Raw genomic sequence first — 14,827 nt, 5'->3', positions numbered from 1 at the left:
CGGGGAACGAGGTAACGTTACACTGAGAACGTAAACAAAAGGGGGATTTCAGGATGGACGACCAACGTTTGAAACAACATCTCGCTGAAGCGAAGACGATCGCTGTCGTCGGTGTGTCATCGAACCCGAACAAGACCGCCAACCAGATTGCGGAGTATTTGCTCCTGCAAGGGTATACGGTCATCCCTGTCAATCCGACGCTCGAGACGTGGAACGGCCGCATGGTGTATCCGACGGTCGAGAGCATCCCGGGACGAATCGATATCGTCGACGTGTTTCGCCGGAACGAATATTTGGCCGGCGTTGCCGAGGACGCGGTCCGTCATGGGGATGTCGGACTCGTCTTTAACCAGCTCGGTCTGTCGAGCAAGGACGCCGAACGAATCGTTCATGCTGCCGGACTTGACTACATCGAGAACCGGTGTATTTACGTCGAGCACGCTCGACTCCTCGGCTGAGACCTGCCCCTGCGGCAGGTCTACTTTTTTTCACGCGTCGACGGCGCGGAGAGGAAGGCTTGCCAGAATCCCGAAACAGCTATACAATTAGGTATGAAAAACGAACATGTGTTCGAAGATGAGGTGACTGACATGTCAACAAAACTATTTAATTATAATGAAGACGCCATCCAAGTGCTCGAAGGGCTCGCTGCCGTTCGGAAACGACCAGGGATGTATATCGGCTCGACCGACCATCGCGGGCTGCACCATCTCGTCTACGAGATCGTCGACAACGCGATCGACGAGGCGCTCGGCGGGTTCGGTGACCAGATCGATGTGACGATCCATAAAGACGATGCCATCACGGTCCGTGACCACGGGCGTGGTATGCCGACCGGGATGCACGCCTCGGGAAAACCGACGCCGGAGGTCATCTTCACGGTCCTCCATGCCGGCGGAAAGTTCGGCCAAGGCGGCTACAAGACGTCAGGCGGACTGCACGGGGTCGGTGCCTCGGTCGTCAACGCGCTCTCGAGCAAACTACTCGTCACGATCTATCGCGATGGCAAAGTGTTCGAGCAGACGTTCGCTGACGGCGGTGTGCCACAGACGACGCTCCTCGAGACGGGGAAAGCCCGCCAGACCGGGACGAGCGTCTACTTCAAGCCGGACACGACCATCTTCTCGACGACGACGTATAACTACGACACGCTCGCCGAACGGCTCCGGGAGTCGGCTTTCCTATTGAAAGGGTTGACGATCACGTTGACCGACGAACGCTCGGACAAGCAAGAGACGTTCCATTACGAGAACGGGATCGCCGAGTTCGTCCACTATTTGAATGACGACAAGGCGACGCTCCACCCGACCGTCTACTTCGAAGGGACCGAGAACGACATCGAGCTCGAACTCGCCTTCCAGTTCACGGACGCCTACTCGGAGAACGTGTTGTCGTTCGTCAACAACGTCCGTACCCGGGACGGCGGGACGCATGAAGTCGGCGCCAAGACGGCGATGACCCGGATCATGAACGAGTACGCCCGCAAAAACGGCTTGTTGAAAGAAAAAGACAAGAACCTCGACGGCGGCGACGTCCGCGAAGGGTTGACGCTCATCGTGTCGGTCCGGATCCCGGAGGAGTTCCTCCAGTTCGAGGGACAGACGAAGTCGAAACTCGGCTCGCCTGAAGCCCGTGCCAGCGCAGACGCCGTCATGGCCAAGCAGCTGACGATCTTCCTCGAGGAGAACCCGCAGATGGCGACAATGCTCATCAAGAAAGCAATCCGTGCGGCCCAGGCCCGTGAAGCGGCCCGAAAAGCGCGTGAAGAGGCGCGTAACGGCAAGAAAAAGAAACGTTCGAGCATTCTGAACGGGAAACTGACGCCGGCGACATCAAAAAACGCCGCCAAGAACGAGCTGTTCCTCGTCGAGGGGGACTCGGCCGGCGGTTCGGCCAAACAAGGCCGTGACCGGACGATCCAGGCGATCTTGCCGCTCCGCGGGAAGGTCATCAACTCGGAGAAGTCGAAACTGAATGACATCATGAAAAACGAGGAGATCAACACGATCATCCACGCGATCGGCGCCGGGGTCGGACACGATTTCGATCTCAGTGACTGCAACTTCGACAAAGTCATCATCATGACCGATGCCGATACGGACGGGGCCCATATCCAAGTGCTCTTGTTGACGTTCTTCTTCCGTTACATGCGACCGCTCGTCGAAGCAGGCAAAGTGTTCGTCGCCTTGCCGCCGCTCTATCGCATCTCGAAAGGGAAAGGCAAGTCGGAGCAGTTCGAATACGCCTGGGACGAGGAAGCGCTCGAGAAACTCGTCAAAGTGTACAAAAAAGGCTATATCATCCAGCGCTACAAAGGTCTCGGTGAGATGAACGCCGATCAACTGTGGGAGACGACGATGAACCCGGACACACGGACACTTATCCGTGTGACGATCGATGACGCTGCCGTCGCCGACAAGCGCGTCTCGGTGCTCATGGGGGACAACGTTGCCCACCGCCGCGAATGGATCGAGGAGAACGTCGCCTTCGGGCTCCAAGAAGATGATTCGATCATCGCCAATGAACATGTGACTAAAGCGATTGAGGAAGTGATGTAACGATGTCGACGATTCAACACATTTTAAACTTGTCGCTCGAACAGGTCGTCGGAGACCGTTTCGGGCGTTACTCGAAATATATCATTCAAGACCGGGCGCTCCCGGACGCGCGCGACGGGCTCAAGCCCGTTCAGCGCCGGATCTTGTATGCGATGCACCATGAAGGCAACACGAACGACAAGGCGTACCGGAAATCAGCCAAGACGGTCGGGAACGTCATCGGGAACTACCACCCGCACGGTGACTCTTCTGTCTATGAGGCGATGGTGCGTCTGTCGCAAGACTGGAAGCTCCGCTACCCGCTCATCGACATGCACGGGAACAACGGCTCGATGGACGGCGACTCGGCTGCCGCGATGCGGTATACCGAGGCACGGCTGTCGAAGATCGCCGGTGTCATGCTGACGTCGATTGCCAAGAACACGGTCGACTACACGCCGAACTTTGACGATTCGACCGAGGAACCGCTCGTCTTGCCGTCACTCCTACCGAACCTGCTCATGAACGGGACGACCGGGATCTCGGCGGGGTATGCGACCGAGATCCCCCCGCACAACTTGACCGAAGTGCTCAATCTCGCCATCGCCCGACTCGCCGGCGAAGTCGAGACACCGAATGACGCCTTCCGTTACATGCAAGGTCCCGACTTCCCGTCCGGTGGCACGGTCATGGGCAAAGACGGCATCTTGAAAGCGTTCGAGACCGGTAAAGGCAAGATCATCATCCGCGCCAAATCGGTCATCGAGCCGCTCAAGGGCGGCCGTGAACAGATCACGATCACCGAGCTCCCGTATGAGGTGAACAAGGCCAACCTCGTCAAGAAGATGGAAGAGCTCCGTCTCGACAAGAAAGTCGAAGGCGTCGCCGAAGTCCGTGACGAGACCGACCGGACCGGGGTCCGTGTCGTCATCGAATTGAAGAAAGAAGCGGACGCGGAAGGTGTGCTCCACTTCTTCTTGAAGCATACCGACCTGCAGCTCGCCTATAACTACAACATGGTCGCGATCGTGCAGCGGACACCGAAACAGCTCGGTCTGTTACCGATCATCGATGCGTATTTGAAACATGTCGAGGAAGTCGTCACCCGCCGGACGACGTTCGAGCTCGAACAGGCGAAGAAACGCGCCGAGATCGTCGACGCGCTCGAACAAGCCATCTCAGTGCTTGACGAGACGCTCGAACTGATCCGTTCGGCCAAGGACAAGTCCGATGCGAAGCAGAAGCTCATGGATCGCTTCTCGTTCACGGACCGTCAAGCCGAAGCGGTCGTCATGCTTCAATTGTATCGTTTGACGAACACAGACATCGTCGAGCTCCAAAAAGAAGCGAAAGTGTTGCAAAAAGAGATCGCGCGTCTCGCCAACATCTTGAACGTCGACGCGACGAAGCGGAAACTCATCTCAAAAGAGTTGACGGCGCTCCGCGACGAGTTCGGTGATGAGCGGCGTTCGGTCATCAAGGCCGAAGTCGAAGAATTGAAACTGAAGACCGAGGTCATGATCGCCGTCGAAGAGACGATGGTGTTCGTCAGCCGTGACGGCTACGTGAAACGTTCGTCGATGCGCTCATACGGCGCCTCGAGCGAGGATATGCCGGAGATGAAACAAAAAGACCGGCCCGTCCTCCTCACCCAGGCGATGACGACCGACCACTTGCTCGTCTGGACGAACAAAGGCAGCTATCTGCTCATCCCGGTCCACCAGATCCCGGAGACGAAATGGAAAGACGCGGGCCAACACGTGGCCAACCTCGTGCCGATCGAAGGCGAGCAAGTCGTCTCGGCCGACGTCGTCTCGACGTTCGAGACGGACGCACACTGCCTGTTCGTCACGAAAGACGGCATGGTCAAACGGACGCCGCTCCGTGACTATGACGCCCAGCGCAAGTCGAAGGCGCTCATGGCGCTGAAACTGAAAGGGGACGACGAGGTCGTCTTCGCCGGCATCAGTGACGGTCCAGGCCAACTCTTCCTCGTCTCTGAGCGTGGATACGGGCTTTGGTTCAAAGAAGACGACGTCCCGGTCGTCGGACAGCGTGCCGCCGGTGTCAAAGCGATGAACTTGAAAGACGGTGACGTCGTCGCCGACGCGTTCGCCTTCTTCACACCGCCGCTGTTCGTCCTCGTGACGCAACGCGGAGCGGTCAAGAAGATGAAGCTCGAAGACCAGTTCGACTGCACGAACCGCAACCTGCGTGGCACGATGCTCATCCGTGAGGTCAAATCAAAACCGCACCAGATCCGCCGCGTGCTGCCGGTGCATGGGGATGAGACGATCCACATCGTCGGCAAAGAGACCGCGAAGACGGTCAACGCGAAACAACTGACACTGCTCGACCGCTACGCCAACGGCTCGTTCGTCTTCGACGAGGAGACGTTCGGTGACATCGAGGACGTCTATCTCGATTGATTCAGCAAAAGCCTGCACACATGACATATACTGTCGCGTGTGCAGGCTTTTTTTGTCTCTATTCGTCTTTGTCAGTCATGGAACGCTCTAAGATACCGTTCCAAGTCCGTCTGTTGCCGCAAGTGATGACGGGTATGCATCTCGATGAGTTCATACCACTCCTGGGCGTTCAGCCAGCCGAAACCGCCATGCAATGCTTTGACGTCAGGATTTGCCAAGCGGGCGAGCGGCTCGAGACGCTTTAACCTTGTAGTCAACTCATTAATCCGCAGCTCGAGCGTTTCGCGGCTGTCCGTATTGTTCGGTGGTTGGTTCATCTCGTCCGGCAAGCGGATCTTGATCGGAGGAAAGCCACCTGCTTGGAACAATCGTTCATCGAACTCGGTCTTCCCGAGCGATTGCTTTTCGCTCGAAGCGAGACACCGTTCCATCTCGTCCGCGTATTCCTCGGCCACGACGATGATATGGTCGTACATCTGTCCGATCGACCAGACGTCTTCTGTCACTTTATAGCGCAGTTGCCGCTCGGTATAGCCGTCCAAGTCTGCTTTGAACTGGGATAACACTGCAATCGCCATAACGTTCCTCCTTTGGCTACTATTCTCGCTTCAGTATATCACGGAGACGACATGTACTTTCTTGTGGGAGCGGGTATTATGAAAAGGAACAATCAAGCCCGATGGCGAATGGGATAAGCAGGACAAACGATGGAGGGATTTCTATGTCAGACTGGCTCACTTGGGCCAAACGGCTACAAGCACTGTCGCAAGCGGGCTTGACGTTCACGAAGGACGAGTTCGACCGCGAGCGTTATCTCGAGCTCCAGCAGATTGCGACCGATATGTTCGACCGACAGTCGAACCTCGCCCTGCATGAGATCACTGAACTGACGCACGTCAACGGCTATCCGACACCGAAGCTCGACGTACGCGGTGTCGTCTTCCGAGACGACGAGTTGTTGCTCGTGCGTGAGCGGTCGGACGGGCTGTGGACACTGCCAGGCGGCTTCTGTGAGGTCGGGCTGTCACCGTCAGACAATATCATCAAGGAAATCGGGGAAGAGGCAGGCTTTGATGTCGCCCCGATGCGCCTCGTCGCCTTGTTCGATATGCACCGTCACCCGCACCCGCCGTTGTCACAACATTATTATAAACTGTTCATCGAGTGTGAGCTGATCGGCGGGGAAGCTCAAGTCAGCCATGAGACGAGCGAAATCGGCTTCTTCTCGCGTGACGCCTTGCCGCCGTTGTCGCTCGCCCGCAACACGCTCGAACAGCTCCATATGTGCTTTGACGCCCGGTGGCAGGACGATTGGGTCACACTGTTCGACTAGGAAAGGGGAGGTCTTATGAAAGTCACACGGATTGAAGATGTCCACCAGCTGACGTTCTATTCACCCGTCTTGCCGATCAACGTCCAATTGATCGAGAAAGAGCTCGGCCTCGTCTTGATCGATGCCGGGTTGAAGCAGAACGCCGCTGACATTTTAACGTATATCGAGGCACAAGACCGCCCCCTCCTCGCGATTCTGCTCACCCACGCCCACGGGGACCACGTCGGTGGGGTCGATACGATCCTGAAGGCGCATCCGCACGCCGAGCTTTACGTCTCACGCCGCGACGCTCGGCTGTTAGAGGGGGACCGGACGACTGATCCGGATGAGCGGAGCCTCAAAATCAAAGGATCATTGCCGACGATCCGATCGCTACCGGACAAGCTGCTCGACCCAGGTGAGCGGCTGTTCGGTCTTCGCGTCTATGCCGCCGCCGGCCACACGCCAGGGTCGATCGCTTACTTTGATGAACACCATCGCTTGTTGTTCGCCGGTGACGCGTTCCAATCACATGGGGGAGTCGCAGTGGCAGGGGACACGCGTCCGTTGTTCCCGCTCCCGGGTCTGGCGACATGGGACAAGCGGGCCGCGGTCGACCATGCCGAGCGCTTGCTTGACTTGGCGCCGCGTCACACGTTCGTCGGTCACGGCAAAGCGCTTGAAGGCACACATCGGCTCTATTTGGCACTGAAGCGGGCTAAGCGTAAGCAAGCCCGTCGCTTTTCACGATAATCTTTGGGGGTATGACAGATGGAGTTACGGGAGATTCGGACGACGGATTACCGGCAAGCCGAGCAAATGCTCGAGATTCAACGGAACGCCTATGCGGTCGAGGCCGAACTGATCGGATTTGACGAGATCCCAGCCCGATATGAGACGGTCGAGGTCATTCAAAACTTGCCGGGTCTGAGCTACGGCTTATACAACGAGGAGCGGATGATCGGGTTTGTGACGATCGAGGCGGCCGAGAACACGGTCGAAATCACGAAGCTGTGCATCGATCCGACATACTTCAGGGCGCGGCTCGCGACGACGTTGTTAGAACACGTGCTCAGTCTACACGAGGGCAAACTTGTCTACGTGCATACCGGCAAACATAACGGTCCGGCCAAACGATTGTATTCGAAGCTTGGCTTCGAGCCGAGCGCCGAGTTCGAACCGGAACCAGGTGTCACATTGATCCGCTTTACGCGAATTTGATCCCGATCTCATAATTTCAGATTCTGTCTCACTACTTTAAGTATACTAAAGGATTGAGACAGAGTTTTATTTTTACTGATAATATATGTTATGTAAACTAGTAAAATTTGAACCGATTCCCCGGTACTTTTCAGGACTCACCTGCTTCCCACATTCACGTGATCAGTTATGTCGGCAGGTCGTGCTTCCCTTAGCCATCGATTCGTTTTGTTGTTCCTCGCTCAGACTTTGGCACAGCTTGATTCCGTTCAAATTTTATAAAATGCCTCCTCTTTTCAGCCAGTCATAGATCGGTTTCTGGACATCCTCAAGCGCAATAGGAATGTTCGTCTTGGGATCCCATTTTGTCGTTATCGAAATACTGCCTATCACTTTTCCGTCTTTCTTCTCAATCCTTTTTGTAATTGAGTCGATAACCTGTTGGGGAACTTTTTCATCACCTTTAGTTATGAACAGCCAAACTTTCTTGTTCTTAAAGGAAGTCTCTTTTAAGTATTTATTGATGGCCGGGGGCGTCTTTCCTGCCCAGACTGGGGTTCCTAGGAATAGATGCTCATATTCTTTTAATGCAAAGTCCATTGGCATGATAACGCCTCTCAGACCAAAAAACGCTCCCATTGCTGCACCGGCGATGTTACCGAGTTTTCGCTTCTTTTTATCTTCGATTCTTTGAATGTCAAACTCTGTAAGCCTTTGAATTTCTTTCGCGACTACTTCTGTACTGCCGATCCATGAGTAATACACAATCAAGCTACTATTCTTCATTATGTCACTCCTTCCATCGTTTTTAGTTTTCCCTCCCTCTATCTACAGAGGAAATACCCTTAAACGATGGCAAAGAACCTAACTGTCCTCGCCTGTTCTTGGACAGGGTAGCATAGGCATTCCTCTCGGGACCTAGCACAGTCCTCTCACCTGATTTAAAAAGCTGTGGACTCATCTTGCCTCTTTCTCCCACTTGCGCACCTGTCGATTCTCTAGAGGTTGAAGGTTGGTGAATCGCATGCTGTTCCATAAATTATGCTTATCTGTATTACCTGTATGAAACCCTGATTCAATGACATGATAGCGCTTTTAGAATAAACGTTTCAAAAATATCTTACCTGCTGTTTCTATGTTCTTCGCAGTTGCCTCTAGGCGTTCATCATGCTATTTTTAGACAGATGATACTTTAAGGAGGAACATGAATGAAACGTATGACAAAAGGTTTAGCAGCGGTTATCTTGCTCGCTGTCCCGCTCGCGGCGTGTGGTGATTCTGGCACCGATCAGGCCGATACGACACGTTGGGATGAGATCAAAGAAGAAGGGACGCTCACGGTCGGTACGGCTGGGACACTCTATCCCGCCTCGTTCCGCGAAGAAGAAAGTGACGATTTGACGGGGTTTGACGTCGAGGTCATGAAAGAGATCGGAAAACGTCTCGACCTCGAGGTCCAGTTCAAAGAAATGGCGTTCGACAACATGTTGACGAGCGTCCAGAACGGACAAGTCGATGTCGTGGCGAACGACATCTCGGTGACGGACGACCGCAAAGAGAAGTTCGCCTTCTCCGTACCTTATAAGCACACGTACGGGACGGCAATCGTCCGGAAGAGCGACCTTTCAGGCATCAAGTCGCTCGAAGACTTGAAAGGTAAAAAGGCAGCTGGTGAAGCGACGACCGTCTTCATGGACGTGGCGCGCCAGTATGGGGCTGAAGAAGTCATCTACGACAACGCGACGAACGACCAATATCTTCGTGACGTGTCGACAGGTCGGACCGACGTCATCTTGAACGACTACTATCTCCAGACGCTCGCCCTCGCCTTCTTCCCGGAATTCGATATCACGATCCATCCGGATATCGCCTATAACCCGCAAGACGTCGCACTCTTGATGAATCAAGACAACGTCGACTTGCAAGAGAACATCGACCGCGTCCTTGAAGAGATGCTTGAGGATGGCACGGTGAAGGAGCTGTCCGAACAGTTCTATAACGGTGCTGACGTATCCGTCGAACCGGACGTCGACGCGACAATCGTCGAATTGGACTAAGGCGATATGTTCGAAGGTGTGAAGTGGGAAGCGATCTTTGACGCCGACCTCGCCATCCGCTCGTTCCCATACTTGCTAGGTGGGCTGCCGAACACGCTCTGGATCTCCTTCCTCAGCATGTTCTTCGGTTTAGTGTTAGGACTCGTGCTCGCGCTCGGGAAGCTGTCTCCGTCAAGGCTAGTGCGTTATCCGTCGACGTTTTACGTCTCGTTCATGCGCGGCGTCCCGATCTTGATCATCTTGTTCATTCTCTACTCGGGGTTCCCGTTCATCGGGATCGAGTTCGCGGCGTTGACGGCAGCGATCATCGGCTTCAGCTTGAACTCGGCCGCCTATATCGCGGAGATCATCCGCGCCTCGATCCGTGCCGTCGATCAGGGACAGATTGAAGCGGCCCGGTCGCTCGGCATGAACAAGTGGCTGACGTTGAAAGGGGTCACGTTGCCTCAAGCGACGCGGATCGCCCTGCCCCCGCTCTCGAACGTGTTCCTTGATCTGATCAAGGCGAGCTCGCTCGCCGCGATGATCACCGTCCCTGAGATCTTCAACAAGGCGAAGATCGTCGGCGGTCGTGAGTTCGACTATATGACCGTCTATTTGGTCGTCGCCCTGATCTACTGGGGCATCTGTACGTTCATGTCGTTCTTCCAAGATTGGCTCGAGCGGCATTTCGAACGCTATTTGGATACACCGAAACGATGACTTTGCGGTCATCGTTTTTTGTTTTCCTTTTTGTGTAAGCGTCGAGTGTGCTATGATTTTCTTAATTATCAGAAAACAGACGGGGGAATTTTATTATGGTGCAACAATGGACAACACATTTAAATGGTTTAGTGATCGGGCAATCGAAAGCGATCAAGCTGTCGACGATCGCCTTGCTTTCAGGGGGACATGTCTTACTCGAGGACCGGCCGGGGACGGGCAAGACGACGCTCGCCCGAAGCCTTGCCTCCTCCGTATCAGCCGCTTTCCAGCGCGTGCAATGTACGCCGGACACGTTGCCGAGTGACATTTTAGGGATGGAACTGTTCAATCCGACGACAGGTGCGTTCGAACGTCGGACCGGGCCGATCTTCACATCGATCTTACTCGTCGATGAAATCAACCGGACGACGCCACGGACACAGTCTGCGCTTCTTGAGGCGATGCAAGAGCGTCAAGTGACGCTCGGTGAGGTGTCGCTCCGTTTGCCGGACCCGTTCTTCGTCATCGCGACGCAGAACCCGTTCGACGGACAAGGGACGTTCCCGCTTCCGCAGGCACAGCTTGACCGGTTCTTATTCAAGCTCTCGCTCGCCCCGCTGTCGCGGGAGTCAGAGCGTCGACTTCTCCGGAACGAGCATTTGAGCGCCGCTCCGTTCACGTTGAAACATGAAGAGCTCGCCGTGATGCAGCAAGCCGTCCGTGACGTGACGCTGCACGAGGCGATGGAAGACTATCTGCTCGACTTCGTCGAGGCGCTAAGGCACCACCGGGACATCGAGGTCGGGCCGAGCCCGCGGGCGACGCTCGCCTACACGATGGCGGCCCGGGCCCATGCCTACATGGACGGACGGGACTACGTCGCACCGGAAGACATCCGGGCGCTCGCCTTGCCGATTCTCGGGCACCGCATCGTCTTGACGGTCGAGGCGTCGCTCAAGACGAAACCGTCGAAGCTGATCAAATCTGTGTTAGAGACCATCGCGGTCCCATCCGAGGTGTGACATGCAACTCGTCAGCCCGCGCTATCTAGAATCCGGCTACATGTGGCTCTTGTTCGTCGTCGGGGTCTTCACGGCGCTTTACGGGAACGTGTTCCTCGCGAGCGCCTTGCTCGGCGTCAGCATCTACGCGCTCGTCATGCCCGAGCTGTTGTTCCGCCTGGCCGAACACGTCCGTGTCGAAGTGACGGACGAACTGAAACTGTTTCCGGGTGACGAAGAGTCGTACGTCATCCGCCTCATCTCGACTGCGAAAGTCCCGCTCGGTGTCGTCCGCTTGTCGGGCTATCTCCACCCGACCGTCGAAGTGGAAAACCACGCCTTCTGGCGCCAGGAGAATTATGTCGGCGGCGAGGCGGTCGTCTCTTACGACCTACCGCTCAAAGCCATCAAGCGCGGTCCGATCCGTGTCGAGGCGATCGGCATGGAGATCCGTGACCCGCTCCGCATGTTCTCGCTCTATAAAGAGGAACCGCTCGCAAGGATCGGGTACGTCTTCCCAGAGTTTCTGCCTTATCCGATCCCGAAACGTCCGCCGACGCTACCGGGCGAGGAGATGGTGCGTCATAGCGCCTACCGGGACCCGGAGACGTTCCAGTCGGTCGCCCCGTATCACGGTCAACCGATGCGTCAACTGTACTGGTCGGCTTACGCGAAGACGGGCGAACTGCTGGCCCGGACCGAACAGCCCGTCCAGGCGAACGAGTACGTCGTCGTCTTGGACTTGTTGACGAAAGACGGGCGCTCCCTCACCCATCAGATGGAACGCGTGATCTCGCAAGCCGCGGCGCTGTGCCGTGACTTCGAGAAAGAGAACGCGAGCTACGGACTGATCGTCCCGACGCTGACGAAAGACGGGATCACGTACGACCTCGCACCCGGGAGCGGCGAGACCCATTTCCGCAAGGTCATGACGACGCTCGCTTGTCTGTCGGAACGAGACTTCCCGATGGCCCGGTCATTGTTCGAACGGAAAGTCGCCAAATACGGCGGCAGCCAATCGATTCTTCGGCTCGGAGGTGACGGCAAATGAACTGGCTCTGGTGGTTGTTCGCGGCATTTTATGTCGGTCACGTCTATCCGCTCGTCTTCCTGTTGACGCTCCGTCTGCCGCGGAACTGGCAGCTCGGCATCCAGACTTTGCTCAGTATCGGTGCGCTCTGGTTCTCGTATGAGATGAGCATCACGTTGCTGTTGTTCACGTATGTGCACGCCTTCATCCGCACGCTCGATTGGACCGACCGTTACGCGATTGCGAGCGTGTTGTTCTTGATCACGGATTGGCTGTTCCCACCGGCCGAGCAACCGCTCCTCATGATCGTGTTCCCGTTCCTGTTTTTGTTTTGGCAACGGAGCCTATATTACCGTCGCGACTATAAACGGATGTTGTCGACGCTCGTCGTCGGCTTAGCGGTCGGTCTCGGACTGGCTTTTGTCATCCGGACGGTCAAAGAGCTGTTGTTCGGCGACCTCATCACCTGGATCCGACCGTTTCTGCTTTGGATCGGCGGCTGGTTCGATGGGATCACGCTCGACCCGTCCGACCGGGTCAACCGATTCATGATACCGGACAACCCGAACCTCGATGCCGAGACGATCGCGAACGAGACGTTGCTCGAATCGGCGAAGAATCAGTCTTCCGCGCTAGTCATCTTCTTCATCGTCCTGCTCGTCGGCGGTGTCCTGTTGTTCTTCTATTTACAAAAGCGAAAAGACATCCACGAAGTGCTGTCGGTCCCGAAAAAGGCCCATCAGACGGCACGGACGGAACGTCGCTTGACGCGGACGCCACGTGATGTCCGCTTGCTCGAGGCCGGACGCCGGCTTGAACAGGTGCACCCTCGCCATCGCGAGGAGACCGCGCACGAGTGGTTGGAACGGATCGACTTTACCGATGGAAGCTTGTTCGCAAGTTGGCTCGAGGCGGCCGAGTACGGTGAGAAAGAAGCGCCGACCACGGTCGTCGAGGCGTTTGAACGACACGTCAAACACGTGTTGAAAAAATAAAACCAGCCAAGATGTTTGGGATTGAACCCGAGCGTCTTGGCTGGTTTTTTTATAGGATCGGACTCAACAGACGCGACACGCTCTCTTTGAAGCGAATCCATTTCGTCCGTGTCTCATAACGTTCGAGCGTCAACAGCTCAGCGCACGATTTGTCGCGGTCGAATGCGTCGATGACGGACCGGGCGACAGCCTCATCATAGACGAGGGCCGAAATCTCGAAGTTGAGGTGGAAGCTGCGGGCGTCGATGTTCGTCGTCCCGATCGAAGCGACCTCGCCGTCGATGACGAGCGTCTTCGCATGCAAAAAACCGCCCTCGTACGTATACACCTCGGCCCCGTACCGGACGAGCTCGGCCGCATTGGCGTATGTCGCCCAGTAGACAAACATGTGATCCGGTTTGTTCGGGATCATCAGTTGAATCTTCGTCCCTGACATGAGCGCGATCCGGCAAGCGTCAAGGAAACTCGCGTCCGGGATGAAGTATGGCGTCTGAATGTAGATCGTCTCTTTCGCTTCCCCGATCATCTTGACGAGCATGTTCTTTAAATGCTCCGTCGTCGAGTTCGGACCGGAGGTGACGATCTGGACGGGTGACTTGAACGCCTCGAGTGTCTTGCTTGGCCAAATGAACTCTTCTTTCAACGCTTTTCGTTTCGTCGGTACGGAACGGTTCCAATCGAGCAAGAACCGTTCAAGCAACTCTTGGACCGCCTCCCCGTTCATCCGCAGATGGACGTCACGCCAATAGCCGAAATGCTGGTTCGTCCCCATGTACTCGTCGCCGACGTTGAAGCCGCCGATATAGCCGATGTCCCCGTCGATGACACACAGCTTGCGGTGATTGCGATTGTTGACGCGGAAGTTGATGCCGAGGCTAGACGGGAAGAACGACTTGACCTCGCCTCCGCTTTCAAGCAGCTCTTTGAAATGTTTACGTCTCAGCCCTCTCGAGCCGACGGCGTCATAGAGCAACCGGACCCGGACACCGGCTTGGGCCCGTTTGGTCAGCGCCGCAATCAACGCCTGGCCGAGCGAATCGTTCTGGATGATGTAGTATTGGATATTGATTTCTTGTTTGGCCGCCTCGATATCGTCGAACAAGGCCGCGAACTTTTGTTTCCCGTCATGGATGACTTGGATGTCGTTATGATACGTGACGAGCGCGTTCGTCGACGACAGGTTCAGCCGGGCGAGACGCCGGTATTTTGCTAACAGCGGGTCTTGCTTGAAGATCAGCTGGTTCCCATCCAACTCATCGAGCTGTTGTTGGACGTGCAACGCATACTCACTACGCCGCTCTTCATCGACTTGATAGAAGTTGTTCGACTTGATCAAACGACCGAAGAAGATATAGATGAAGAAGCCGATGAGCGGCAAAAAGAAGAGGACGAGCAGCCAGGCCCATGTCGAGCCGATGTCGCGCCGTTCAAAGAAGATGATCGTGATGGCGAACGTCATGTTCAAGATGACGAGCAGGATGCCGAACACGCTGATGATGATTTCTGTCGTGAGCATCAGGTTCTCCCCCCTTTTACGATTTGGTACATGCCCGGTTTTTCTGACCAGACAAGACCTGATATA

14 protein-coding genes are annotated in these 14,827 nt (G+C 55.6%); 11 read left to right on the top strand and 3 right to left on the bottom strand.

The genetic code is table 11. The annotated features are described in order from the left end of the window. Positions 1 to 53 precede the first annotated feature (53 nt). The 3 genes from EVJ24_RS07735 to parC all read left to right on the top strand — a co-directional run bounded on the left by EVJ24_RS07735 (position 54) and on the right by parC (position 4,966). On the top strand, positions 54 to 458 hold the full coding sequence (locus tag EVJ24_RS07735; RefSeq protein WP_131440729.1) for a CoA-binding protein: 405 nt from the start codon (positions 54 to 56) through the stop codon (positions 456 to 458). Between the two features lie 132 nt (positions 459 to 590). After that, positions 591 to 2,558, top strand: coding sequence for a DNA topoisomerase IV subunit B (gene parE, locus EVJ24_RS07730; protein ID WP_071397535.1), 1,968 nt, complete (start codon positions 591 to 593; stop codon positions 2,556 to 2,558). A 2-nt stretch (positions 2,559 to 2,560) separates the two neighbouring features. Then, complete coding sequence (gene parC / locus EVJ24_RS07725) at positions 2,561 to 4,966, top strand: DNA topoisomerase IV subunit A (RefSeq protein WP_131440727.1); 2,406 nt, start codon at positions 2,561 to 2,563, stop codon at positions 4,964 to 4,966. 71 nt (positions 4,967 to 5,037) lie between these two features. Here parC and EVJ24_RS07720 read toward each other — a convergent pair whose 3' ends face one another. Then, a complete protein-coding gene (locus EVJ24_RS07720) occupies positions 5,038 to 5,544 on the bottom strand; it encodes a DinB family protein (protein ID WP_131440725.1) in 507 nt (168 codons plus the stop codon). Between the two features lie 143 nt (positions 5,545 to 5,687). On the opposite strand from EVJ24_RS07720, the gene EVJ24_RS07715 reads away from it, so the two are divergent. From EVJ24_RS07715 to EVJ24_RS07705, 3 genes are read left to right on the top strand one after another with little or no spacing between them, the layout of a single operon-like run. Further along, on the top strand, positions 5,688 to 6,299 hold the full coding sequence (locus EVJ24_RS07715) for an NUDIX hydrolase (RefSeq protein WP_131440723.1): 612 nt from the start codon (positions 5,688 to 5,690) through the stop codon (positions 6,297 to 6,299). Positions 6,300 to 6,314: 15 nt separating this feature from the next. Beyond that, entirely contained in the window at positions 6,315 to 7,031 is a 717-nt protein-coding gene (locus EVJ24_RS07710) for an MBL fold metallo-hydrolase (protein ID WP_131440721.1), read from the top strand. 18 nt (positions 7,032 to 7,049) lie between these two features. After that, positions 7,050 to 7,499, top strand: coding sequence for a GNAT family N-acetyltransferase (locus EVJ24_RS07705; RefSeq protein WP_131440719.1), 450 nt, complete (start codon positions 7,050 to 7,052; stop codon positions 7,497 to 7,499). A gap of 255 nt (positions 7,500 to 7,754) precedes the next feature. Here EVJ24_RS07705 and EVJ24_RS07700 read toward each other — a convergent pair whose 3' ends face one another. Further along, complete coding sequence (locus tag EVJ24_RS07700; RefSeq protein ID WP_131440717.1) at positions 7,755 to 8,264, bottom strand: flavodoxin family protein; 510 nt, start codon at positions 8,262 to 8,264, stop codon at positions 7,755 to 7,757. 422 nt (positions 8,265 to 8,686) lie between these two features. Here EVJ24_RS07700 and EVJ24_RS07695 point away from each other — a divergent pair, with 422 nt between their 5' ends. The 5 genes from EVJ24_RS07695 to EVJ24_RS07675 all read left to right on the top strand — a co-directional run bounded on the left by EVJ24_RS07695 (position 8,687) and on the right by EVJ24_RS07675 (position 13,245). Next, a complete protein-coding gene (locus EVJ24_RS07695) occupies positions 8,687 to 9,535 on the top strand; it encodes a transporter substrate-binding domain-containing protein (protein ID WP_131440715.1) in 849 nt (282 codons plus the stop codon). Positions 9,536 to 9,541: 6 nt separating this feature from the next. After that, positions 9,542 to 10,237: an amino acid ABC transporter permease gene (locus EVJ24_RS07690; RefSeq protein WP_016508715.1), complete on the top strand. Its 696-nt coding sequence runs from the start codon at positions 9,542 to 9,544 to the stop codon at positions 10,235 to 10,237. 95 nt (positions 10,238 to 10,332) lie between these two features. Next, entirely contained in the window at positions 10,333 to 11,241 is a 909-nt protein-coding gene (locus tag EVJ24_RS07685) for an AAA family ATPase (protein ID WP_070327249.1), read from the top strand. A 1-nt stretch (position 11,242) separates the two neighbouring features. Beyond that, positions 11,243 to 12,271, top strand: a complete 1,029-nt coding sequence (locus tag EVJ24_RS07680; protein WP_131440713.1) for a DUF58 domain-containing protein — start codon at positions 11,243 to 11,245, stop codon at positions 12,269 to 12,271. After that, positions 12,268 to 13,245 carry a hypothetical protein gene (locus EVJ24_RS07675; RefSeq protein ID WP_131440711.1) on the top strand — a complete coding sequence of 326 codons (978 nt, stop codon included), beginning with the start codon at positions 12,268 to 12,270 and terminating at the stop codon, positions 13,243 to 13,245. The genes EVJ24_RS07680 and EVJ24_RS07675 overlap by 4 nt, the downstream gene beginning before the upstream one ends. Before the next feature lie 49 nt (positions 13,246 to 13,294). Here the strand turns inward: EVJ24_RS07675 and cls are convergent, their stop codons facing one another. After that, a complete protein-coding gene (gene cls / locus EVJ24_RS07670; protein WP_131440709.1) occupies positions 13,295 to 14,761 on the bottom strand; it encodes a cardiolipin synthase in 1,467 nt (488 codons plus the stop codon). Positions 14,762 to 14,827: the final 66 nt, after the last annotated feature.

Source organism: Exiguobacterium sp. SH1S21 (assembly GCF_004337175.1).
GTDB lineage: Bacteria > Bacillota > Bacilli > Exiguobacteriales > Exiguobacteriaceae > Exiguobacterium > Exiguobacterium aurantiacum_A.
This window is presented reverse-complemented; position numbering and strand designations above follow the sequence as displayed.